The organism is Rhizobium sp. P1_E6 (assembly GCF_056405875.1).
The window spans coordinates 1-21269 of the sequence record NZ_JBFUBG010000103.1; the positions used below are offsets into that span (position 1 = coordinate 1).

The 21269-nt window shown below is 59.2% G+C and carries 24 protein-coding genes; 12 read left to right on the forward strand and 12 right to left on the reverse strand.

Going from position 1 to position 21269, the window contains the following annotated elements:
• The 3 genes from AC1D35_RS30360 to AC1D35_RS30370 form a co-directional block, all read left to right on the forward strand.
• On the forward strand, positions 1-620 hold a 620-nt coding region (locus tag AC1D35_RS30360), incomplete at its 5' end, for a mannitol dehydrogenase family protein (protein WP_477941585.1).
• Positions 621-711: 91 nt separating this feature from the next.
• A complete protein-coding gene (locus tag AC1D35_RS30365) occupies positions 712-1401 on the forward strand; it encodes an HAD family hydrolase (RefSeq protein ID WP_113295948.1) in 690 nt (229 codons plus the stop codon).
• Complete coding sequence (locus AC1D35_RS30370; RefSeq protein WP_113310390.1) at positions 1401-2984, forward strand: FGGY-family carbohydrate kinase; 1584 nt, start codon at positions 1401-1403, stop codon at positions 2982-2984. The genes AC1D35_RS30365 and AC1D35_RS30370 overlap by 1 nt, the downstream gene beginning before the upstream one ends.
• A gap of 1 nt (position 2985) precedes the next feature.
• Here AC1D35_RS30370 and AC1D35_RS30375 read toward each other — a convergent pair whose 3' ends face one another.
• Complete coding sequence (locus AC1D35_RS30375) at positions 2986-3840, reverse strand: MurR/RpiR family transcriptional regulator (RefSeq protein WP_113295950.1); 855 nt, start codon at positions 3838-3840, stop codon at positions 2986-2988.
• Between the two features lie 231 nt (positions 3841-4071).
• Here AC1D35_RS30375 and AC1D35_RS30380 point away from each other — a divergent pair, with 231 nt between their 5' ends.
• Entirely contained in the window at positions 4072-4785 is a 714-nt protein-coding gene (locus tag AC1D35_RS30380; protein ID WP_113310389.1) for a sulfate transporter family protein, read from the forward strand.
• A gap of 50 nt (positions 4786-4835) precedes the next feature.
• Here AC1D35_RS30380 and AC1D35_RS30385 read toward each other — a convergent pair whose 3' ends face one another.
• Entirely contained in the window at positions 4836-5261 is a 426-nt protein-coding gene (locus tag AC1D35_RS30385; RefSeq protein ID WP_113310388.1) for a VOC family protein, read from the reverse strand.
• A gap of 80 nt (positions 5262-5341) precedes the next feature.
• Between AC1D35_RS30385 and AC1D35_RS30390 the strand changes: the two genes are divergently transcribed.
• Complete coding sequence (locus AC1D35_RS30390; protein ID WP_113310387.1) at positions 5342-5920, forward strand: TetR/AcrR family transcriptional regulator; 579 nt, start codon at positions 5342-5344, stop codon at positions 5918-5920.
• On the opposite strand, the gene nth is transcribed toward AC1D35_RS30390, so the two are convergent.
• Positions 5885-6667: an endonuclease III gene (gene nth / locus AC1D35_RS30395; protein WP_113295954.1), complete on the reverse strand. Its 783-nt coding sequence runs from the start codon at positions 6665-6667 to the stop codon at positions 5885-5887. The genes AC1D35_RS30390 and nth overlap by 36 nt on opposite strands.
• A 22-nt stretch (positions 6668-6689) precedes the next feature.
• Between nth and AC1D35_RS30400 the strand changes: the two genes are divergently transcribed.
• Complete coding sequence (locus AC1D35_RS30400; protein ID WP_113295955.1) at positions 6690-7187, forward strand: DUF2244 domain-containing protein; 498 nt, start codon at positions 6690-6692, stop codon at positions 7185-7187.
• Between the two features lie 67 nt (positions 7188-7254).
• Entirely contained in the window at positions 7255-8127 is an 873-nt protein-coding gene (locus tag AC1D35_RS30405) for a bifunctional helix-turn-helix domain-containing protein/methylated-DNA--[protein]-cysteine S-methyltransferase (RefSeq protein WP_113310386.1), read from the forward strand.
• A 23-nt stretch (positions 8128-8150) separates the two neighbouring features.
• Here the strand turns inward: AC1D35_RS30405 and AC1D35_RS30410 are convergent, their stop codons facing one another.
• Entirely contained in the window at positions 8151-9134 is a 984-nt protein-coding gene (locus tag AC1D35_RS30410) for a sugar-binding transcriptional regulator (RefSeq protein ID WP_113310385.1), read from the reverse strand.
• Positions 9135-9579: 445 nt separating this feature from the next.
• On the opposite strand from AC1D35_RS30410, the gene tal reads away from it, so the two are divergent.
• Positions 9580-10545: a transaldolase gene (gene tal, locus AC1D35_RS30415; RefSeq protein WP_113310412.1), complete on the forward strand. Its 966-nt coding sequence runs from the start codon at positions 9580-9582 to the stop codon at positions 10543-10545.
• A gap of 97 nt (positions 10546-10642) precedes the next feature.
• Complete coding sequence (locus AC1D35_RS30420; protein WP_113295959.1) at positions 10643-11311, forward strand: DUF1345 domain-containing protein; 669 nt, start codon at positions 10643-10645, stop codon at positions 11309-11311.
• Here the strand turns inward: AC1D35_RS30420 and AC1D35_RS30425 are convergent.
• Both AC1D35_RS30425 and AC1D35_RS30430 read right to left on the reverse strand, forming a co-directional pair.
• Positions 11308-12108: an anti-sigma factor family protein gene (locus AC1D35_RS30425; protein WP_113310384.1), complete on the reverse strand. Its 801-nt coding sequence runs from the start codon at positions 12106-12108 to the stop codon at positions 11308-11310. The genes AC1D35_RS30420 and AC1D35_RS30425 overlap by 4 nt on opposite strands.
• Positions 12105-12857: a sigma-70 family RNA polymerase sigma factor gene (locus AC1D35_RS30430; RefSeq protein WP_113310383.1), complete on the reverse strand. Its 753-nt coding sequence runs from the start codon at positions 12855-12857 to the stop codon at positions 12105-12107. Before AC1D35_RS30430 ends, AC1D35_RS30425 begins: the two co-directional genes overlap by 4 nt.
• A gap of 296 nt (positions 12858-13153) precedes the next feature.
• Here AC1D35_RS30430 and AC1D35_RS30435 point away from each other — a divergent pair, with 296 nt between their 5' ends.
• The 3 genes from AC1D35_RS30435 to AC1D35_RS30445 all read left to right on the forward strand — a co-directional run bounded on the left by AC1D35_RS30435 (position 13154) and on the right by AC1D35_RS30445 (position 15119).
• Positions 13154-14128: an MBL fold metallo-hydrolase gene (locus AC1D35_RS30435; RefSeq protein ID WP_113310382.1), complete on the forward strand. Its 975-nt coding sequence runs from the start codon at positions 13154-13156 to the stop codon at positions 14126-14128.
• Positions 14129-14148: 20 nt separating this feature from the next.
• Positions 14149-14613: a tetratricopeptide repeat protein gene (locus AC1D35_RS30440; RefSeq protein ID WP_477832709.1), complete on the forward strand. Its 465-nt coding sequence runs from the start codon at positions 14149-14151 to the stop codon at positions 14611-14613.
• Between the two features lie 62 nt (positions 14614-14675).
• Entirely contained in the window at positions 14676-15119 is a 444-nt protein-coding gene (locus tag AC1D35_RS30445) for a DoxX family protein (protein WP_113310381.1), read from the forward strand.
• Positions 15120-15157: 38 nt separating this feature from the next.
• Here the strand turns inward: AC1D35_RS30445 and AC1D35_RS30450 are convergent, their stop codons facing one another.
• The 6 genes from AC1D35_RS30450 to AC1D35_RS30475 form a co-directional block, all read right to left on the reverse strand.
• Positions 15158-15331, reverse strand: a complete 174-nt coding sequence (locus AC1D35_RS30450) for a DUF1328 domain-containing protein (protein WP_113295964.1) — start codon at positions 15329-15331, stop codon at positions 15158-15160.
• Between the two features lie 203 nt (positions 15332-15534).
• Positions 15535-16641: a LuxR C-terminal-related transcriptional regulator gene (locus AC1D35_RS30455; protein WP_113310380.1), complete on the reverse strand. Its 1107-nt coding sequence runs from the start codon at positions 16639-16641 to the stop codon at positions 15535-15537.
• A 185-nt stretch (positions 16642-16826) separates the two neighbouring features.
• Positions 16827-18254, reverse strand: a complete 1428-nt coding sequence (locus AC1D35_RS30460; RefSeq protein WP_113310379.1) for a gamma-aminobutyraldehyde dehydrogenase — start codon at positions 18252-18254, stop codon at positions 16827-16829.
• A 76-nt stretch (positions 18255-18330) separates the two neighbouring features.
• Positions 18331-19146 carry an ABC transporter permease gene (locus AC1D35_RS30465; RefSeq protein WP_113310378.1) on the reverse strand — a complete coding sequence of 272 codons (816 nt, stop codon included), beginning with the start codon at positions 19144-19146 and terminating at the stop codon, positions 18331-18333.
• Complete coding sequence (locus AC1D35_RS30470) at positions 19136-20098, reverse strand: ABC transporter permease (RefSeq protein ID WP_113310377.1); 963 nt, start codon at positions 20096-20098, stop codon at positions 19136-19138. The genes AC1D35_RS30465 and AC1D35_RS30470 overlap by 11 nt, the downstream gene beginning before the upstream one ends.
• Entirely contained in the window at positions 20095-21081 is a 987-nt protein-coding gene (locus tag AC1D35_RS30475) for an ABC transporter ATP-binding protein (RefSeq protein WP_113310376.1), read from the reverse strand. Before AC1D35_RS30475 ends, AC1D35_RS30470 begins: the two co-directional genes overlap by 4 nt.
• Positions 21082-21269 lie beyond the last annotated feature (188 nt).

Genomic DNA, 21269 nt, shown 5'->3' on the forward strand with positions numbered 1-21269 from the left:
CGCCTTATGAGCACATGAAGATCCGCATCCTCAACGGCGGCCATGCGGCGATCGCCTATCCTGCCGCGCTGATGGACATTCATTTCGTGCATGAGGCGATGGAAAACGACCTGATCCGCGCCTTCCTCGCCAAGCTCGAGAATGACGAAATCATTCCGATCATACCGCCGGTACCGGATACGTCGCTGCAGGATTATTTCAAGCTGATCGAGCGTCGCTTCCTCAATCCCAAGATCGCCGATACGATCCCGCGGCTGGCGCAGGACGGCTCCAACCGTCAGCCGAAATTCATCCTGCCGTCGACCCTCGACAATCTGCGCCAGGGCAAGGATGTCGTAGGCCTCGCGCTCGTCTCGGCGCTCTGGTGCCGTTACTTCGCCGGCACGAGCGACAGCGGCAAGGAGATCGTCTTCAACGATGCCAGCGCCGAGCGTCTGCATGAGGCGGCGGTAAAGGCAAAGGATGATCCGGCAGCCTTCCTCGCCTTCGACGATATTTTCGGCGAAGCAGCGAAATCAGACGTTTTCCGCAAACGTTTCGCCCATGCGCTCAAAACCTTGTGGGAAAAGGGCACGAAGGAAACCCTCCAGCTCTATCTCGACGGCAAGCTCGCGGTGTAAGGAATCTCGATGGCGGCGTTTCTGCCGCCATCCCGGCCTTGCGGACAAGGCAGGACCGTTGCGTCCGAACTGAACTCAGGTTGGGTCTTCCATGGCTGATGCTGAACCACGGCTGATCATCTTCGATTGCGACGGCGTGCTCGTCGATAGCGAGCCGATTTCGATCAGCGTTCTCGTCAAGGCGATGGCCGATCTCGGGGTGACGATCACCGAGGATGAAGCCTATGAGCGCTTCCTCGGCCGCAGCCTCGCAACCCTCATCGACATATTGGAGACCGAGTTCAACGTGCATGCGGGCGAGGAATTCCTCGAAGGCATCCGCATCAATCTTTATGCCCGCTTCCGCACGGAACTGAAACCTATTCCCGGTATCGGTGATGCGATCGATGCGCTCGGCGTTCCCTGCTGCGTTGCCTCGTCCAGCCAGGTCGAGCGGATCAGACTTTCGCTTTCGGTTACCGGGCTCCTGCCCAAACTGCCGAATATCTTCAGCGCCAGCATGGTCAAACGCGGCAAGCCGGCTCCCGATCTCTTCCTTTACGCAGCCAGCAAGATGCAAGTCGAGCCGCGCGACTGCATCGTCATCGAGGATAGTCCGGCGGGCATTGCCGCAGCAAAAGCAGCGGGCATGACGGTCTTTGCCTTTACCGGCGGCTCGCATGCCAACTTCGCCGGATATCGGGAAGAACTCGACCGTCTTTCGCCCGAAGCGGTGTTTGACGCCATGCCGGAATTGATACACCTTGTCCGCAAACAAAAGCCGGACGGGACTCAGCATTGATGCGTGATCATTTGGTTGCGGTGGATATCGGCACGGGCAGCGCACGCGCCGGTGTCTTTGACACGCGTGGCCACCTGCTTGCCAAGGCCGAACATCCGATCATCATGAATCGACCGCGCGAGAACCATGCCGAGCATGATTCCGAGGATATCTGGGCGGCCATCTGCATTGCGGTGCGCGCAGCGATGGGTCGGTCCGGTATTGAGGCGGCTGCTGTTGGCGCGATCGGCTTCGATGCCACCTGTTCGCTTGTGGTGCGCGATACCGAAGGCAGACAGATCAGCGTTTCCACCGGCGGCGAGACACGTTTCGACACGATCGTCTGGCTCGATCACCGGGCGCTGAAGGAAGCTGATTTCTGTACGGCGACGAAGCATGAGGTGCTCGAACATTCCGGCAATGTCATGTCGCCGGAAATGGAAATGCCGAAGCTGATGTGGCTCAAGAATAAGCTGCCGGCGACCTGGGCGAAGGCCGGCTATTTCTTTGATCTCGCCGACTTCCTGACCTGGAAGGCGACCGGTTCGCTGGCCCGGTCCCGCTGCACGCTGACAGCCAAGTGGAACTATCTTGCCCATAAGGAAAAAGGCTGGCGGCAGGATTTCCTGCAGCGGATCGGTCTCGAGGATCTACTGGCGCGTGGCCACCTGCCGGATGAGACGGTGGCAGTCGGCAAGAGCATCGGTAAGCTGACGCCCCAGGCTGCCGAAGCCTTGGGCCTGACCACCGATTGCCATGTCTCGGCCGGAATGATCGATGCCTATGCCGGTGCGCTCGGCACGCTCAGCGGCCATGCAGGCGATCCGGCGAAACTCGAACATCAGCTTGCGCTGATTGCCGGGACGTCGAGCTGCGTCGTCGCTTTTTCCCCCGAGCGAAAGCCGAGCCAGGGAATGTGGGGGCCTTACTACGAGGCGGTGTTTCCGCAATCATGGCTCGTCGAGGCCGGCCAATCGGCAGCCGGTGCGCTGCTCGATCATATCGTGCGCATGCATGCGGCCGGTGGTGAGCCGACCGCGGCGCTGCATCAGCGAATTGTTGCCCGCATCGCTGAACTTAGAATCCAGGAAGGTGACGCCTTCGGCGCACGCATTTTCGTCCTTCCTGATTTTCATGGCAACCGGTCGCCACTTGCCGATCCGCACGCTGTCGGCGTCGTCAGCGGGCTGACGCTCGATACGTCCTTCGACGGGCTCTGCGCGCTCTATTGGCGGACCGCGGTCGGGATTGCACTCGGCATCCGCCACATCCTCGAAAAGATGAAAGATCACGGCTACGTGCCGGATACGCTGCATGTGGCCGGCGGGCATGTGAAGAACCCCGTTCTGATGGAGCTCTATTCGGATGTGACGGGCTGCAAGGTCATCGTGCCTGACATGAACGAAGCGGTACTGCTCGGTACAGCGATCGCTGCATCAGTTGCCTGCGGCTTACACAGGGATTTGGCGGCGGCGGGCAAGGCGATGTATCCGGGCGGGACGGAGCGGCTTCCCGACAGGAACAAGCAGGCGGTTTACGACCGCGATTATCGCCGCTTCCTTGCCATGTATCGTCATCGGGCAGAGCTGGAAGCCTTGGGATAGTTCAGCGGTTTGCCGCTTCGCCAAGGATAGTCGCAAATTCCACCATCCGTCGGCGGCGCTGGCTCGCCTCCTCGCCGGCGCCCAAAATGACCGCCTCTGACAGACAGTCGAGCAAGGCGATCAGCGGCGGCAGGTTATCCATGTCAGGCGCGCGGGCAGGCGGCAACGCAAGAACGACGTTCGACTGTTCAGGAAGCCAGTCCGCATGCTGAGCGGAGATCAGGATCACTTTGTAGCCGTAGCGCCGGGCAGTCCGCGCAAGCAGCCGTGACCTGGCGAAGCGCCGGCAATCGATGATGATGAGCACCGCGTCGTCGACGAAGGAACGGGCGAAAAGCTCTGCGAAGCGGTTACCGGCGCCGTCGATCGCACGCACGCCGTCGCGGGCCTGGGTCAGCCGCTGGCAGAAATGATTGGAGAAGCCGGCAAGTCTGGCATGGGTGGCGACGTAGACCTCTCTGGCGGCACCGATCATCGCGACGGCTTCGCCCCAATGCGGCTGCGCGGTCAGATGGTAGATGTGATGCAGCGCCTGTATCTGTTCGGCCACGAGAACGGCGAGTGCCTTGCCCTCCGATGCATCCGTCTGCAACTCCGTCATCGAGCTTTGGAACTGGACAGGAGAGGTCGTTGCCGTTTCGCGGATCTCCACCTTGACGCTGTCCAGCCCCTGATAGCCGAGCGCACGGAGGAAACGGCCGACCGTCATCGGCGAAAGATCAAGTCGGTCGGCAACCGACGCGGCCGTTTCGAACGGCAGGTCGTTCAGGTGTTCCGTGAAATATTTCGCGATGCGTCGTTCGGCGGGCGTGCCGGACTTCACGTATTGCCTAAGCTTCTCTACAAAGTCTTCCACGTCGCAGCCTCCCCCATATCCTCAGAGGCTTTCCGTGGATTCAGGAGCCGAATCCCTGTTCTTAATATTGTCCGGAAGCTCTTCTTAGGCCCACACGTATATCGAACATTGCGAACTATATATTAGCAGATAATTTTCGACAAGTTTTCTATTCATGCATGTAATTTTCAACTGACTTGCCGGCAGGACGCAGGTTTCCTACATGACGCTGCGTAACGGAGACGCCAGAGAATGATCCTTGACGCTGCTCGCCTTTCGCTTGCCAACCTGTTTGCGCCTGAGACCCGGTCAGTTTTCTGGAAAGTTCTGGGATTGACGGTGCTGGTGCTGACCGGCTTGTGGTTTGCGCTGCGCGGCCTGTTCATCACTTTTTTATTTCCGTGGGTGGCCGGGTTCTTTCCCGAGATGCCTGATTGGGCCGGCTGGCTCAGCTTCGTTTTCCTGATCGCTGCCGGTATCGGCCTTGCGCTCGGGCTGGCGCTGCTGCTTTCGCCTGTTACGGCGCTGATTGCCGGCCTCTTTCTCGACGATGTCGCCGAGGTGATCGAGAAACGGGATTATCCCAAGGACGCGTCAGGCAAGGCCATGCCACTTGGCCCGGCGATGGCAAGCTCGCTCAAATTCCTCGGCGTCGTCATCATCGGAAATATCATCGCGCTTTTCCTGCTCTTCATTCCTGGCGTCAATCTCGTGGCCTTCTTCCTCGTGAACGGCTACCTGCTTGGGCGAGAGTTCTTCGAGTTTGCCGCCATGCGCTTCCGTTCACCGCCTGAGGCGCGGCTGTTTCGCACCAAACATGGTTCGACCGTTTTCCTCGGTGGTCTGGTAATCGCGCTTTTTCTGGCGATCCCGATCGTCAACCTGCTCACGCCGCTCTTTGCTGCGGGCATGATGGTGCATCTGCATAAGCTGGTTTCGGCACGCGATCCTGATTTTCGCGCCTAGTTTCACGCAATTGCGGGTGCAAAACGCTGACCAGTCTTGCTTGAATTGCTTCAAGCGGAAAGTGCAGTTGCATCGTACATTGCCGCATATTCGGCGCTTGGCGGGATCGGCTTGATGATATCGATCAGCACGCCGTTGGGATCGGCGGTGATGAAATGCCGCTGACCGAAATCCTCGTCGCGGATCTCGCGCAGGATCGGTAGGCCTGCCTGCTTGCAGGCCGCATAGATCATATCCACATCCTCGACTTCGAAATTCAGGAGGAGGCCGGAAATCTTACCGCGGCTGGCGGCCGGAATGGTTTCGTGGCTACCGTCGAGTACGGCGAGGGTCACATGTTCATCCTCCGTCGATTGCAGGTGGACATACCAATCGCTTTCGAAGAGCGGCTGGAAACGGAAATGGTGGCAGTAGAAGGCCGCCGTGCCGGCAACGTCACCCGTCATGATGACGGGATAAAAGCTCGTCGATTTCATTTTTTTCTCCTCCAGATTTTACATACAGTTTGTATGTTTTTGTATTTAACATACAAGCAGATTGTATGTAAATAGGATGCATGAGCCGTAGCAATCGTGAGAGAACCGAGCAGACCAGGCAGACCCTGATGGACGCCGCGCGCCGACTTTTCATCGAGAAGGGATATGCGGAGACGGCGACGCCGGACATCGTCGCAGCGGCGGGTATGACGCGCGGTGCGCTCTACCATCACTTCGAAGACAAGAAGGCGCTCTTCCGGGCGGTGATCGAAAGGGAGGCGGCTGATGTCGCCGAAGAGATCGAAAGGCGGGCTAAGCCGGAAACGGAACCACGTGCGGCGCTGCTTGCAGGTGCGGCAGCCTATTTCGATGCGATGGCAGTGGCAGGCCGGACGCGGCTGCTTCTGTTCGAGGCGCCGGCGGTCATTGGCCTGCCGGCAGCCACGCAGATCGACGCCGAGAATGCAGAAGCCGCATTGCGGGACGGGCTCGAAACCCTGCTCCCGCAGGCCGGTGCTCTACTCGCACCATTGACGGCTCTGCTGTCAGCCGCCTTCGACCGGGCCGTGATCGCCATCGAAGCGGGCGGCAGGCGTGAAGATTATGAGAGGGCGATTGCTGCCCTACTCGACGGCCTCGCCGATCACCTGCGGCGGTAGCTCCACCAGCGGTGCCGGGATATCGCTGCTCTTCTCAGGCGACTTGCAGATATCGGCAATCACGCAGTGTTCGCATTCCGGGCGCCGGGCCTTGCAGGTGTAGCGGCCATGCAGGATGAGCCAGTGATGGGCATGATAGAGGTAGTGCTTCGGAACAACCTTCATCAGCCGCTCTTCCACCTCGTCGGGCGTCTTTCCGGGTGCGAGCCTGATGCGATTGGCGATGCGGAAGATGTGTGTGTCCACCGCCATCGTTGCCTGGCCGAAGGCCATCGATAGTACGACGTTGGCGGTCTTGCGGCCGACGCCCGGCAGGCGAACCAACTCCTCGCGTGTCTCCGGCACCTTGCCGCCGAACTCATCGACCAGCATCTGCGAGAGTGCAATGACGTTCCTCGCCTTGTTGCGATAAAGGCCGATCGTCTTGATGTACTCGCGGACTTTCTCCTCGCCGAGATCGAGCATTTTCTGCGGCGTATCCGCGATCTTGAAGAGTGCGCGGGTCGCCTTGTTGACGCCGGCATCTGTCGCCTGAGCGGAGAGGGCCACCGCCACAACGAGCGTGAAGGGATTGCTGTGTTCCAGTTCACCGCGCGGCTCCGGCCGCTGGACGGAGAAACGGCGGAAGATCTCGGCGCGCTCGGCCAGCGAATAGGCCGTCTTGACCGACACCGCCGGCTTGCGGCGGGCGATCACATTCGGGTTTTGCGACGGTTTGGTAATGGATTTGAGTTTCGGATTCGCCATGGAAAATCTATACTCGGCGGCCATGATGGARAGCAACGCCGACAGCCGCAACGAGCAGCCTGTTTTCGCAGCCGAACTCTTTCCCTACCGTTCGCTCGGTCGGAAAGGTTTCAAGGTGCTGCTCGGCATTTCCGGTGCCATCTGCTTGATATACGGCATGTTCTTCATCGTCACCGGCGCCTGGCCGATCGGCTTCTTCTTCGGGCTRGATTTCCTGCTGCTATACGGTGCCTTCTGGCTGAACTACCGGTCCGGCAGGGTGCGGGAAGAGGTAACGGTTTCGCGCATGGATGTTGCGGTGCGCAAGTTCTCCCCCTCGGGCCGCATGATCGAGCACCACTTCAATCCGTTCTGGACGCGCTTTCTCGTGCGCCGACATCAGGAGATCGGCATTCTCTCCATGCATATTTTCGGGGAGGGCAAACGCACCGATATCGGCTCCTTCCTCAATCCCGACGATCGCGAAAGCTTCGCGAAGGCCTTCAAGGCCGCACTGGCAACAGTAAAGCAGCGTATTTGAGATACCGCAAGAAACGGGTGGTTTGGCTGGCCGCCCTTGATTATCTCCTTTATAAAGGAGAAAAACGATGAACATGATCGCGAAGCTCGATACAGATATCACCCCCGATGGCCCTGACTACGACACCGTCCGTCAGGTCATCGAATTCATCAGCGAGGAATATCGCGACCAACCCTCGCTGGAAGTGATTGCCGCGCGGCTGAATCAGTCGCCAACGCAACTCCAGAAGACCTTCACCCGTTGGGCCGGCCTCTCTCCCAAGGCCTTCCTGCAGGCCGTCACGCTAGACCATGCCAAGCGGTTGCTGCGCACGGAAGAGATGCCGCTGCTCGAAACCTCCATCGAGGTCGGCCTGTCCGGCCCCAGCCGCCTGCACGATCTTTTCGTGACCCATGAGGCAATGTCTCCGGGCGAATGGAAGGCGAAAGGCGGCGGGCTGACGATCCGTTACGGGTTCCATAATTGCCCCTTCGGCACGGCTCTCGTCATGGTGACGGACCGCGGCCTTGCGGGCCTCGCCTTCAGCGATTCCGGCGATGAGACGGCTTGTCTTGAAGATATGACCTGCCGCTGGCCGAATGCGGAATATGTGGAGGACCGTCAAGCGACGGTGCCCTATGCCGAACGTATCTTCCAGCCGGGACGTTGGACGTCGGACCAGCCGTTGCGGGTTGTCCTGATCGGAACGGATTTCCAGGTCAGCGTCTGGCAAAGCCTTCTGAAAATCCCCTTCGGCAAAGCCGTGACCTACAGCGATATTGCCAAGGACATCGGCCGGCCGACTGCGATGCGCGCTGTTGGTGCGGCAGTCGGAGCCAACCCGATTTCCTTCGTCGTGCCCTGCCACCGCGCGCTCGGCAAGAACGGAGCATTAACCGGTTACCATTGGGGGCTGACCCGCAAGCGGGCCATGCTTGGCTGGGAATCGGCACACGCCTGAGCGGTTTGGATCAGTCGAAGCCGTCAGGCGGCTTCGACGAGTTCCAGCAATGCCTTTGCCGCGCTCTCGTCGGTGATCAGCGTATTACAGCCGATGCGCTTGATCGTTGCGCGGATCGCGACGGCACGATGCGCGCCGCCGGAGGACAATACGATGTGTTTCGCTTCCTTCAGCGTATCGAGATCCACCGACATCACCCGCTGATTGATCGAGTGATCGACGGAATTGCCGTCCTTATCCAGAAAGTTGAACATGGTGTCGCAAACGCAGCCAGCGTCGATCAGCTGCTGCAGTTCGGCCTTCGATATCCACCCCTCGGACAGAGACGTCGAATGCGGGCCGATATCGCCGCAGCTGACGATCGCCAGATCGAGGTTTTCCGCCAGTCGATAGATCGTATCGAGCCCGCATTTTTCGACGAGGTTGCGCTTGGTTTCCGTCGAATCGACGAGCAACGGGGCGAGGAACATGTAGCACTCGGCGCCGAGCTGGTTTGCCAGTCGCCAAGTGTAGTCGATAGGGTTTGTCTGGTGGACTGCGACGATGCCACCGAGCAGGGAGACGATCTTGCAATTGTCGCGTCGTGGCGGCCGGAAGCTTGCGAGAGAAGCCGTCATGGTGCGGCCCCAGCCGACGCCGATCGTRTAATCGTCCGGAATGGCTTCCGACAGGAATTGGCCGAGCGCCAGACCGACATTCTTTGCCAGCGAGTTCACATCGCAATTGGCTGGCTCCGGCACGACGATCGCTTCGTCCAACCCATAGGCTCTCTCGAGCTTCACTGAAAGCTCGATGCAGTCGCCGATCGAATCGTTGATCCAGATCTGCACTTCGCTGCGCTTCATCGCCTCGTCGAGAAGGCGGATGACGGTGGTGCGGCTGATGCCGAGTTGTTCGGCAACGTCTTTCTGGGTCAGGCCCTCATTGTAATAAAGCCATGCGGCCCGCAGCCTGAGAGACGAGGCTTCGGAATAGGCAGTATGCGTGCCGCGTTTCAGCTTGACCACATCTCCTCCCGCACCGATTTCGCCCTAGATCTTTGCCATCGATGGCATAAGATTGCGACATCGGCTTTGTTCCGGCGATAATGCCGGGTGTGACACTTATGTCAATTGAAATGCACAAATGTCCTTGACTTTTCGTTGCGAGAGCGGCGATAGTCATGGTCGATAACATCGTTCTTGTCCGTCCGAGGAGGACAATGTGCGGGCATGCGGAAAGTCACGATCGGCCTTTCAGCCGCAAGCGGCATCGCTTGTGATGCGCTTGTCGTTTTCCGGCGCTTGGAACATCGCCGCTGGGAACACCGCCAATGTCTCTCACGTTTATGACTCATCCGTGACGGACGAGCGTCTTTTCGCCTGCAAAATGCAAATCACCTGATCTTAGATCACCTCTTTGCCGGGCGGAACTCGCGCCGGTTCGCAGCCCAAGTTCAAAAGGATTTTGACCATGACATCCAAGCTTGACCAACTCCGCGAGATCACAACCGTCGTCGCCGACACCGGCGATATCCAGGCTGTCGCCCGTCTGAAGCCGGTCGATTGCACGACCAATCCGTCCATCGTTCTCAAGGCGCTCGGCACCGACATGTTCGCCGACGACATGAAGGAAGCGATTGCCTGGGGCAAGAAGCTCGGCGGCGATGCCGATGCTGCGGCGGCAGCCGTTGCCGACCGCCTTGCCATCTCCGTAGGTGCTGCACTCGTCAAGCTCGTTCCCGGCCGTGTTTCGACCGAAGTCGACGCCGATCTGTCCTTCGATACCGAAGCTTCGCTGAAGAAGGCACGCAGCATCATCGCTGCCTACAAGGAGCGCGGAATCGAGAAGGATCGCATCCTCATCAAGCTCGCTTCCACCTGGGAAGGCATTCGCGCAGCGGAAGTCCTGCAGAAGGAAGGTATCGACTGCAATCTGACGCTGCTCTTCTCGAAGGCCCAGGCGATTGCTTGCGCCGATGCCGGCGTATTCCTGATCTCGCCATTCGTCGGCCGTATCCTCGACTGGTACAAGAAGTCGACCGGCAAGGATTTCACTGCCGAGGAAGATCCGGGCGTCCTGTCCGTTCGTGACATCTACAACTATTACAAGGCAAACGGCATCAAGACGGTTGTCATGGGTGCATCCTTCCGCAACACGGGTGAAATCGAAGCGCTGGCCGGTTGCGATCGTCTGACGATTGCTCCGAACCTGCTCGATGAGCTGTCCAACGACCAGGGCAAGCTCGAGCGCAAGCTGTTGCCGGAACCGGTCAAGCCGGCTCCGAAGATCTCGGTCGATGAAAAGACCTTCCGCTGGATGATGAACGAAGATGCCATGGCGACTGAAAAGCTCGCTGAAGGTATCAGGGCATTCGCAAAGGATCTCGGCACGCTGCGCAGCCAGGTCCGCAAGGAACTGCAGCTCGCTGCCGCCTGAGGCCGCCCAAGCCATTGTTTGACGAAAGGCGCGGGTGCCGCTGGCATCCGCGCCTTTTTCATGTTGATATCAAGGGCATAGAGGCGGGAGGATCACGGTGGCTGACGAGGATGACGGAAATTCGCTGATCTCGCTTGGCTACAAGCATGCAAGCTTCATTCTTGCGGTGCTCGGCGGTTTCATCGTCTTTCTGCTGCTGACGTCGCGAGAGGTCAGCGCCAGCAATATCCTGTTCGGCTGGAACGCCTCAGCGATCATTTTCATCGGACTTAGCTGGCGAAAAATGCTGCGGGCCACCGTCGAGAGCATCCGCAAAAGATCCGCGGATCTCGATTTTTCCGACACGTTCCTGCTTTTCCTGTCGATTGCGGCTGCTCTTGCAAGCATTGCCGGGATTGGGATCGAGCTTCATTCGATCAAGGATGCGCCCGCCAATATCGCGCTCTGGCGCGCGGCTGCGGCAATCTTGACCATCATGATCTCCTGGTTTTTCCTGCACACGCTCTTCACGATTCATTATGCCCACTATTTTTATGGCGGACCGGACAAGGGTGACGGGCTAAAATTCCCTGACGGCATAGAGGAGCCCGCCTATTGGGACTTCCTCTATTTCTCCTTCACGATCGGCGTGGCGGCGCAGACGGCCGATGTTGCTGTAACCTCGACGTCAATGCGCAAGCTCACCCTGCTGCATGCGCTTCTGTCCTTCCTGTTCAACACCACCATTCTGGCACTTGCGATCAATGTCGGGGCAAGCCTGCTTTAAAGCCTTGCCGCAGAACGGAAGAAGCTCTCGAACTCGGCGAGATCGCCTGAAGCGACATCCGAGATCGCCCAGAACATCAGTCCGCCATCCGACCATTGCGCCATGTTGTAGCCGTCATGCTCGGTCGTCGTCCGGGCCACGGAAGCCGCAGGCCAGATGAACAGGTTGATGATGTGGCCGTGGCGCCTATAGACGAGGGCGGCGACAGTGCGGCCACCGACATAATCGACGCGCCCGCCGACCAGCGGGAAGCCGTCCTTGGCGAGATCGCTGACAGGCGGCGAAAAGTCGATCTTGCCGTTGAACCAAGGCTTTACCGTATGTTGATCCGAGGTCAGGACGTCGGTCAGATGATCAGCCATCATGGAGCGGACATGACTTGCCATGATCTCATCCTGCAGAAGCAGGGTCTGTGACGGTGCGTTGACGAACAGGAAGCCGCTCGCCGCCAACACCGCCAGAGATGGCACGAAGCTCCAATGCCGGATGAAGTCCAAGGTACGGCGCCAGAGAGGCGGCTGGTGTTGCGTCGGCAGGCCGGAAGTTGTCGCGGCCTGTTCGAAGGACAGCATGGACAGCACTTGCGAACGCAGGGCCTCAGGCGGTTTCCACCGCACGCCATCCTGATCAACGATCTTCCTCACTGCACCGACCCTTTCTATCTCCGCCCGGCAGTTTTCGCAGGTTGCGAGATGATCCTCGAACTGTGCTGCGTGGACGGAATCAAGTTCGCCATCGATAAAACCGTGCAGCCTGATGTGCCATTCGGGGCAACCTTTCGATTGGGTTTCGCTCATCCTGCCGTCTCGCTCTTGTTGCCTGCATCCCAGGTGTCGGCAAATTCGCGCCGGGCTCTCGCAAGGCGCGACATCACGGTGCCGATCGGCGCGTCGATGATGTCAGCGATCTGCCGGTAGGAGAGATCTTCGAGCTCGCGCAGAACAAGAATCTCCCGCATCGTTTCCGGAAGCCTGCTGATGACGGCGCGCACACGCTGCTGTTCGCTGCGCCGGATCATCGTCGTCTCGGGAGAATCCTCTTCAGATGCGATCTGATAGCCTTCATCCTCGTCGGGATCGGTGCTGCCGTTATCGTCCAGATGGCGCTCGAAACGTGCCTTGCGGCGATCCTGCTGGCGCCAGACGTGGCAGCAGTTCCTGACGATAGCAAAAAGCCAGGAACGCGGATCGCCGCCGCGATAGGTTTCGAAATTGCGATAGGCGCGCAGGAATGCTTCCTGGACGATATCCCTGGAGGCTTCGGCGTCACGGCTGAGGAAGCGGGCAAAATTATAGGCCGCATCCAGGTGCGGAACCATCACATGCTGAAAGCGCTGCATGAATTCATGCTGCGCGGCCTTGTCGGCCGTCGAAGCGACCCGTTCGCTGACGGATTTCTCCGAGACCATGAGATGGAACAGCCGCGCGGCGCCGGCGAAAAGCGTCGCCAGCGCCGATGTTCGAATGCGTGCCCGCGGCACTTGCCTGACGAGCAGCATCCAGTCGTTCGATCCGACGGGATAGGTGATCTGAACGTTTGTCATCATCCTCCCTGCCTCAATAGCAGCCGATTGGGACGTGAGACCCGTGGTCACAATAGTCCCTTGCAGTCTAGACCGCTCGGCGCGCGATTTTATTCCAGATAATGCCGATTTATTTGCAAGCAGCCGGGGCGAAAGACGCATTTCGAGAAAATAAGCACACATTTCCAATGGTTTGCCGAAAATCGTATTCGAGCTGGGAATAACAGCGCGCTGTCGGCGATCTAGTTCGTCAGCGAGGGCATCCGAGTAATCGCAGTCTTCGCCGTTCGAAAATGCCATCAACAAGAGGAGGCATATTCATGTTCACCATGTCACGTCGCGCCGTGCTGGGATCGGCTGCTGCTGCGGCTGCATTCGGCCTGTCATCGAAGCTCGAATTCGTAATGCCGGCATTTGCCGCGACACCGCTGGAGCCGACGATTGGCTTCTACAAATACAAGGTCGGCGATATCGAGGTGACGGCGATCTATGACGGCATCTGGAAGAAGCCGCATGATCCAACCTTCATCAAGAACGCCTCGATCGAGGACACCAAGGAAGCGCTTTCCAAGGCGGGGCTTACGACCGAATTCATGCCGATCCCGCTGACGGTGGTCGTCCTGAAGGTCGGCAATCGCCTGATCATGATGGATGCCGGTTCCGGTGTCGGTCAGTGGCAGGAGAATGCCACGCACCTGCCGGCGAATATGGCAGCGGCCGGTATCGACTACACGAAGATCGATACGGTCATGATCTCGCATTTCCATCCGGACCATGTCTGGGGGCTGATGGAAAAGGGAACGAACAATCCTGTCTTCCCGAATGCCGAACTCATCGTCAACGCCGTCGAATATAACTGGTGGACGGAGCCCGGCCGTGTCGAGAAGCTTGCAGAGGGGCGCAAGCCGGCCGGCAAGCGCATCGCCGCCGTCTTCCCGAAATGGAAGAATTGGAAGCTGGTGGATGACGGAGCCGAGGTTGCACCGGGCATAAGGTTGCTTTCATCACCAGGCCATACACCCGGCCATTCAACCTACCTCGTCACCTCGGGTAACAAGCAACTGCTCATCTCCGCCGATATCATGTACGTGCCGGCGCTGCTCGCCCCGCATCCCGAATGGCAGGGCAGCTATGACCAGGATGGGCCGACGGCCATCGACACGCGCCGCCGCCTCATCGATCGCGTGATCGCCGACAATATCGCGATCTGCGGCTCGCATTTCCCATTTCCCGGCTCGGGCACCTTCGTCAAGGACGGAAGCGCCTATGCCTTCACTCCCACAATCCAGGCCTGAAAGGCTGACAGGAGCTTACGATGATGAAATATGCCATTCTCGGATTTATCTGGTTCTGCGCCATTTCCGCCGGTGTTTCCGCGGTCACCGCATTTCCAGCCTTCGCCGTCGACAACATGGAATCGATTGACGCACCCGACCTCACGTCGGTGCGCGCCAAGATCGACGCCAAGGACTATGCCGGTGCGCTCGCGGAGCTTCGCGATCTTGCCGAAGATAATCAGCAGGCAGATGTTTATAATCTGATGGGTTTCACCCTGCGCAAGACCGGCGATTACCGGATGTCGCTGACCTATTATACCAAGGCGCTGGAGCTTCAGCCCGATCATAAGGCGGCACGTGAATATCTCGGCGAACTCTATGTCGAGACCGGCGACGTGGCGAAGGCCGAGGAGCAGGTATCCGTGCTCAAGCAGCTTTGCCCTGCAGGCTGCGAGGAGCTTAAAGACCTGCAGACAGCGATTGCTGCGAAGGGCAGCAACTGACCGGTCATGAACGGCAAGAGCAGGCGGCACTACCGCCTGCTTTCTTTCAAGAGGAGAGTACGATGGAAAACGCTGCAGGCTGGTCTCGGCTGGCCGATCTCATTCTTCTTCTGGGGAGGCTTCTGCTATCCCTGATTTTCCTGCATGAGGGATCGTCACTCGCGACAGATATGACCGCAACGCTCGCTACATTTGCTGAGCTCGGCCTGCCTCCAGTGGTGACATTTGGCGTCATCGCCCTGCAGATCGGCGCCGGCCTTTCCATTGCTGCCGGTTTGCTCACCCGGCTCGGCGCGGCGGCGCTGGGGCTGTTCTGCCTTGCGACGGCCTTTCTGTTTCACACCAACTTCGCCAGCCAGAACGAGCTGCTGCATTTCGAGAAGGATCTGGCAATCGCTGGCGGCATGTTCGTCCTGGCGGTCTCCGGCGCGGGATGGCTGTCGATCGACAATCTGGTAAAACGGCAGACGAAGGGGTTGCATCCCTGGCTCAGAGCGGTGCTCTAGCGAACGTGCGGCCGCTAGCCCCGCCCTCGCGCCAGCCGCTAGAAGATCGCCTGTCCGGCCATCAAGGCCAGGATAAGGAAAATCAGGAAAACGACGAGGAATATGCCGAAGAGTACGCGGGCGATCGTCGCGGTCGCCGCGGAAATACCGGAGAAGCCGAAAAAGCCGGCGATGATCGAAATTACCAGAAATATCAGAGCCCATTTTAACATGGCTATCTTCCTCTGCGATTGCTGGAAGAAGACGCGCTAAAGCTGATTTTGTTCCAGATCGTTAAAATGGAACGCCGTTCCTTAAAGTCGTACTGCTTTGGCCGGTAACCGCTTTTCGAAGGCGTTTGACTGTTTCAAGGGACGTCATCGATATCGAGGCGGCACAGAACTGCTTGCGCTCTGTGGCCAGGCCTAAAACCGACCTACATTTTCAAGCTTGAGAGCAGCGAGATGAGCTGGGACTGGCGTTGCGTGCCAGTTTTGGCGAGAACCTTTTTCACGTAGCCGCGCGTCGTCTCATAGGTCAGTCCGGATATTTCGGCGATCTGGCGCGGCGACGAACCTTCCATGAGCAGTCGGGCGACCGTCGTTTCCTGAGGGGTAAGTGCGAATAGCTGTCGCAGCAGATCTCGGCTTGGGCTGGCGCGCTCGGAAAGATCCGTGATGATGGCGACGGCGGCGGAATGCGAGAAGAGTTCGGCCGGCACTCCGTTCAGCCGTTGGGCGCGGATCACCAGCGGCGCCTTTCCCGAACGCGAAAACAGGACGGGTGTGGAAACCACCGGATTGGCGAAAGACTCTTTCGAAAGAACCGCCTGCAGGTGGCGGCGCAGGAGCCCGGTTTCTTCCTGGCTGATGGCAACGAGTTCCCGATCCAGAATACGGATGTTTCCGTCGATCAGTTTCTCCGCCTGCTGGTTCAGTCGGGTGATGCGCCCAGCCCGGTCGAAGAAGATGACCGCGGTGCCGGTCAGCTCGAAGGCCTCGCTCATGCTATCGATCTTGGCGACATCGAGAGCGCGGATGATTTCGGCTGCGGCGGTCAGTCTCGACTGCATTTTTATGAGCAATCGCTCGTCGTCTCGATCGAAAGGCTGGTCTTCAATCCGGCGCTGCAGATTGAGGCTCAGCATCGCATCGCCTGCGGTGAAGCCCACCATGGCGGAATAGCGAAAGCCGAAGCGGGCCAGGAATTCGGTATAGAAGCTGTGGTGCTTGAATTCTTCCTCGCTGGCGATGTCGTGTTCGATAATGACGCCCTTGGTCATCGCAACCGCAAGGCCACGCTCACGAAAATCGCGTTTGTACCATTCTTCGGAAAAATAGACCTGGAAAGCGTCCAGCAAATTCGGCGTGCTCAGGAAGCCGAAGGGGAATTTCCCTCGGACCGGCATGATATGCGTTCCTACCGAACCAGTGGCCTGACTGATCTGCTCCAGAGTGCGCTCCCAGCTCGCAGGCACCAGTGCGGATTCCAGCAATCCGTCCAGGGCTGCTTCGAGCTCGGAGATATCGATGCGCGTCGCCATGAATAAGTAATGCCCAACCGATTTCTTTGATTCGATGAAGAATCACACTTATCGCGGAGCGCCCTATGGAGTGAGCGCGCAATTCCGCGTTTAGAAACAGTATCTGCAGTTGTATTATGACAAAGTGACAAAAGTCACTGACGGCGACAGTGACTTTTGAAAGAGATCAAGACGCTTTTGTTCAACTATCCGTGATTGATCATCACATGGCGGACAGCCGTATAGTCTTCCAGGGCGTAGACAGACATGTCCTTGCCATAGCCTGATTGTTTCAGGCCGCCATGCGGCATTTCGTTGACCAACATGAAATGCGTGTTGATCCAGGTGCAGCCATACTGAAGGCGGGCAGCGGTCTTCATGCCGCGGCCGATATCCTTCGTCCAGACGGAAGAGGCGAGGCCGTAATCGCTGTCGTTCGCCCAGGTCACTGCATCTTCGACATCGGTAAAGCGGGTGACCGAGACGACAGGCCCGAAGACTTCGCGACGGACGATTTCATCTTCCTGCGTGGCGCCAGCAACGACCGTCGGCGTGAAGAAGAAGCCCCTGTCGCCCGAGATCTTGCCACCGGTGGTGATCTCCATGTGCTTGTGTTCGGCGGCGCGGGTGACGAAGCTTTCGACCCGATCGCGCTGGCGCTTGGAGATCAGCGGACCGATTTCGTTCTCGGTGTCGTCGGCCTGATTGAAGCGAATGCTGGAGACGGCGGAGGTCAGGTCGGCGACGAAATTGTCGTAAACCTTCGCATCGGCGTAGATGCGGCAGGCGGCGGTGCAGTCCTGACCGGCATTGTAATAACCGAAGGTGCGGATGCCGGCGACGACGGCATCGATATCGGCGTCGTCGAAGACGATAACCGGGGCCTTGCCGCCAAGTTCCAGATGGGTGCGCTTGACGGTCTTGGCGGCTGCCTGAAGCACTTTCTTGCCGGTCGCGATGTCGCCGGTGATCGACACCATATTGATTTTCGGATGGTTGATCAGCGCGTTGCCGACGCTCTCACCGCGTCCAAGGATGACATTAACCACGCCTTGGGGAAGGATATCAGACATCAGCTTTGCCATCTTCAGTGCCGTCAGCGGTGTCTGTTCGGACGGCTTGAAGACGACCGTGTTGCCGCCGGCGATCGCCGGCGCCAGCTTCCAGGCCATCATCATCAGCGGGTAGTTCCACGGTGCGATTGAGCCGACGATGCCGATCGGGTCGCGGCGGATCATCGACGTATGGCCGGGAAGATATTCACCGGCGACCGGTCCATGCAGATTGCGCACCGCACCGGCAAAAAAGCGGTAACAATCGACAATGGCCGGGATTTCGTCATTCAGCACTGCATTGATTGGTTTGCCGCAGTTCAGCGCTTCGAGCGTGGCAAAGCCCTGGGCATCCTTTTCAATGGCATCGGCTATCTTCAGGAGATAAGCGGAGCGCTCGGAGGGTGTCGTCTGCGACCAGGCGACAAAGGCCTTTTCGGCGGCATCCACGGCGGCATCGATCTGGCCGAGCGAGGCTTCGGGAAGGTTCAGCACCGTCTCGCCCGTCTTCGGGTTCAGAACGTGCTCTTCCGTTTCCGTGCCGGTCTCGAAGCGCGAACCGATCAGCATTTGCGTGTCCATGGGCGTTCTCCCTATTCGTTGGTGGAGCGGGATGGGGGCTGGAAAGCGCTTGACGCTTTCCGTATTCCGCTCCGGGTTATTTGCCGGCACCGGCGATCTGGTCGCCGTCGCGTGTGAGGTAATAGGCTGCCAGGATCGGCAGGAAGGTGACGAGCACAACGACCATGGCGACCACGTTGGTGACGGGACGCTGGCGCGGGCGGATCAGCTCTTCGAGCATCCAGATCGGCAGGGTGGATTGCTGGCCGCCGGTGAAGGTGGTGACGATCACCTCATCGAAGGACAGGGCGAAGGCGAGCATGCCGCCGGCCAGAAGCGCGGTGCCGATATTCGGCAGGATGACATGGCGGAAGGTCTGGAAGCCGTCGGCGCCAAGGTCCATCGAGGCTTCGATCAGCGAGCCGGAGGTGCGGCGAAAGCGGGCGACGGCATTGTTGTAGACGACCACGACGCAGAAGGTCGCGTGACCAAGCACGATCGTCCAGACGGAGAAGGGGATATCGAGCAGGCTGAAGGCGGAGCGGAGCGCGATGCCGGTGATGATGCCCGGAAGCGCGATCGGCAGGATGACGAGCAGCGAGATCGCCTCCCGGCCGAAGAATTTCGTCTGGCTGACGGCGGCGGCGCAGAGCGTGCCGAGGATCAGCGCAATGACAGTCGCGATACAGGCAACCTGCAGGGATAGGCCAAGTGCGGACCAGACATCCGGCCGGTTCCAGGCGATGCCGAACCATTGCAGCGTCAGGCCGGGTGGCGGCCATTGATAGCTCTTCTCCTCGGTCGTGAAAGCATAGACGAAGATCAGCAGGATCGGCAGATGCAGAAAGAGCAGGCCGCCGGCTGCAGCGATCTTCAGGATGAAGGGCGATTTCTGTCCGCGGTCAGAGCGCATCGAAGGCCCCCATGCGTTTGGCGAGCCAGAGGTAGATCGCCATGATGACGATCGGCACGACGGAGAAGGCGGCCGCGAGCGGTACGTTGCCGGCCGTTCCCTGCTGCGTATAGACCGCCTGGCCGATGAACAGGCGGGACGAGCCGATGATTTGCGGGATGATGTAGTCGCCGAGCGTCAGCGAGAAGGTGAAGATCGAACCGGCGACGATGCCGGGCAGCGCCAGCGGGAAAAGCACGGTGCGGAAGGTCTGGTGCGGTGTGGCGCCGAGATCGGCGGAAGCCTCGATCAGATTGCCGGGCACACGTTCGAGAGCTGCCTGCGTCGGCAGGATCATATAGGGCAGCCAGATATAGACGAAGACGATGAAGGTGCCGAGATAGCTGACGGAAAGAGAATTGCCGCCGACGACAGGCAGAGCGAGAATGCCGTCTAGAAGCCAGGAGAGATGGAGCTTGTCGAATAACCAGGTGAGGATGCCTTCCTTGGCGAGGATCAGCTTCCAGGCATAGATCTTGACGAGATAGCTCGACCAGAGCGGCAGCATGATGCCGAGATAGAAGAGCGCCTTCCATTTTCCTTGCGCATAACGGGCGGCGTAATAGGCAATCGGAAAGGCAACGGCCGCAGAAGCTACCGTCACCAGCGCTGCCATCAGGATGGTTCTGACAATGATGTCGAAATTGCCGGGGTTCAGGAGCTGGGCATAGGTATCGAGGGTGAACTCGTAATTCACCAGCCCCGAGAAGTCGTCGATCGAGAAGAAACTCTGTAGCAGAAGGGCGATCAGCGAGCCGATATAGATGATGCCGAGCCAGAGCAGCGGCGGGGTCAGCATCAGGAACAGGAGCAGTTTCGGGTGACGCCAGAAGGCATCCGACAGCCGCCCGAAGAAACCGCCGCGACGCGGCAGGATCGAGGTTTCCGCCTTGGTCATCGCCAGAGCCGTCATACCGCATCATCCATGTAATGCACGTCATCGGGCTGCCAGGTCAGACGAATGGCGGTGCCGATATCGGGGATATCGATGCCGGCCGGCAGCATGACGTGCAGACGCGATCCTCTCGCATCGACGGTCAGCCGTGTGGCGGCGCCGAGGAAGCTGGCGTTTTCGACCTTCGCTTCGATGCCGTCGCCGGCCAGACGGATGGCTTCCGGGCGCAGGCTCGCCCAGCGCTTTTCGCCGCCAAGAGCGGTCATCGCATCGGGAGAAATCACATTCGAGGAGCCGACGAAATCGGCGACGAACCGTGTTTTCGGGCGGCGGTAGATGTCCTGGGGCGTACCATGCTGAACGATACCACCATCGTTGAATACGGCGACGCGGTCGGCCATGGAAAGGGCCTCACCCTGATCGTGGGTGACGAAGATGAAGGTGATGCCGAGTGCGCGCTGCAGGCTCTTCAGTTCCTCCTGCATCTGTTCGCGCAGCTTGAGATCAAGTGCGCCGAGCGGTTCGTCGAGCAGGAGCACCCGGGGCTTGTTGACGAGGGCGCGGGCGAGCGCCACACGCTGGCGCTGGCCGCCGGAGAGTTGGCCGGGGCGACGGCTGCCGTAGCCGGGCAATTTCACCAGTTCCAGCGCCTTTTCAGCCTCCCTGATCCGCTCCGCCTTGCCGACACCCTTGACCATCAGCCCATAGGCGACGTTGTCGAGAATATTGAGATGCGGGAAGAGCGCGTAATCCTGAAAGACGGTATTGACGTTGCGGCGATAGGGCGGAACGCCCTCGGCGGTTTCGCCGAAAATTTCGATATGTCCCGATGTCGGCTGTTCAAAGCCTGCAATCAGCCGCAGGCAGGTGGTCTTGCCGGAGCCGGACGGGCCGAGCATGGCGAAGAATTCGCCGGGCGCGATTTCGAGATCGACGCCATCAACGGCACGCACCGCACCGAAATGGCGAGAGACCTTCTGGAAACGGACGGCTGACGTCATGGGGGCTCCGGTATAGAATTTTCACGAGAGGGCTCAGGTTTGAAAACCCTCCTCAAACCCCTCCCCGCAAGGGGGAGGCGCTTACCCCGCCACGCCTACACAAACCGTTCGGCGTTTCGGCAGGAATTCAGCGGCGCCACTCTAGCCCCTCCCTCTAAGAGAAGAGGAGGAGAACGACATGGAATGGT

Coding starts and splice junctions, on each gene's coding strand:
- AC1D35_RS30445 (WP_113310381.1), top strand. CDS start 14,676: ATGGAAAACGCTGCAGGCTGGTCTCGGCTGGCCGATCTCATTCTTCTT.
- AC1D35_RS30465 (WP_113310378.1), bottom strand. CDS start 19,146: ATGCGCTCTGACCGCGGACAGAAATCGCCCTTCATCCTGAAGATCGCT.
- AC1D35_RS30430 (WP_113310383.1), bottom strand. CDS start 12,857: ATGATGACAAACGTTCAGATCACCTATCCCGTCGGATCGAACGACTGG.
- AC1D35_RS30425 (WP_113310384.1), bottom strand. CDS start 12,108: ATGAGCGAAACCCAATCGAAAGGTTGCCCCGAATGGCACATCAGGCTG.
- nth (WP_113295954.1), bottom strand. CDS start 6,667: ATGGCGAATCCGAAACTCAAATCCATTACCAAACCGTCGCAAAACCCG.
- AC1D35_RS30470 (WP_113310377.1), bottom strand. CDS start 20,098: ATGACGGCTCTGGCGATGACCAAGGCGGAAACCTCGATCCTGCCGCGT.
- AC1D35_RS30405 (WP_113310386.1), top strand. CDS start 7,255: ATGAACATGATCGCGAAGCTCGATACAGATATCACCCCCGATGGCCCT.
- AC1D35_RS30370 (WP_113310390.1), top strand. CDS start 1,401: ATGCGTGATCATTTGGTTGCGGTGGATATCGGCACGGGCAGCGCACGC.
- AC1D35_RS30455 (WP_113310380.1), bottom strand. CDS start 16,641: ATGGCGACGCGCATCGATATCTCCGAGCTCGAAGCAGCCCTGGACGGA.
- AC1D35_RS30440 (WP_477832709.1), top strand. CDS start 14,149: ATGATGAAATATGCCATTCTCGGATTTATCTGGTTCTGCGCCATTTCC.
- AC1D35_RS30365 (WP_113295948.1), top strand. CDS start 712: ATGGCTGATGCTGAACCACGGCTGATCATCTTCGATTGCGACGGCGTG.
- tal (WP_113310412.1), top strand. CDS start 9,580: ATGACATCCAAGCTTGACCAACTCCGCGAGATCACAACCGTCGTCGCC.
- AC1D35_RS30460 (WP_113310379.1), bottom strand. CDS start 18,254: ATGGACACGCAAATGCTGATCGGTTCGCGCTTCGAGACCGGCACGGAA.
- AC1D35_RS30435 (WP_113310382.1), top strand. CDS start 13,154: ATGTTCACCATGTCACGTCGCGCCGTGCTGGGATCGGCTGCTGCTGCG.
- AC1D35_RS30450 (WP_113295964.1), bottom strand. CDS start 15,331: ATGTTAAAATGGGCTCTGATATTTCTGGTAATTTCGATCATCGCCGGC.
- AC1D35_RS30390 (WP_113310387.1), top strand. CDS start 5,342: ATGAGCCGTAGCAATCGTGAGAGAACCGAGCAGACCAGGCAGACCCTG.
- AC1D35_RS30385 (WP_113310388.1), bottom strand. CDS start 5,261: ATGAAATCGACGAGCTTTTATCCCGTCATCATGACGGGTGACGTTGCC.
- AC1D35_RS30380 (WP_113310389.1), top strand. CDS start 4,072: ATGATCCTTGACGCTGCTCGCCTTTCGCTTGCCAACCTGTTTGCGCCT.
- AC1D35_RS30475 (WP_113310376.1), bottom strand. CDS start 21,081: ATGACGTCAGCCGTCCGTTTCCAGAAGGTCTCTCGCCATTTCGGTGCG.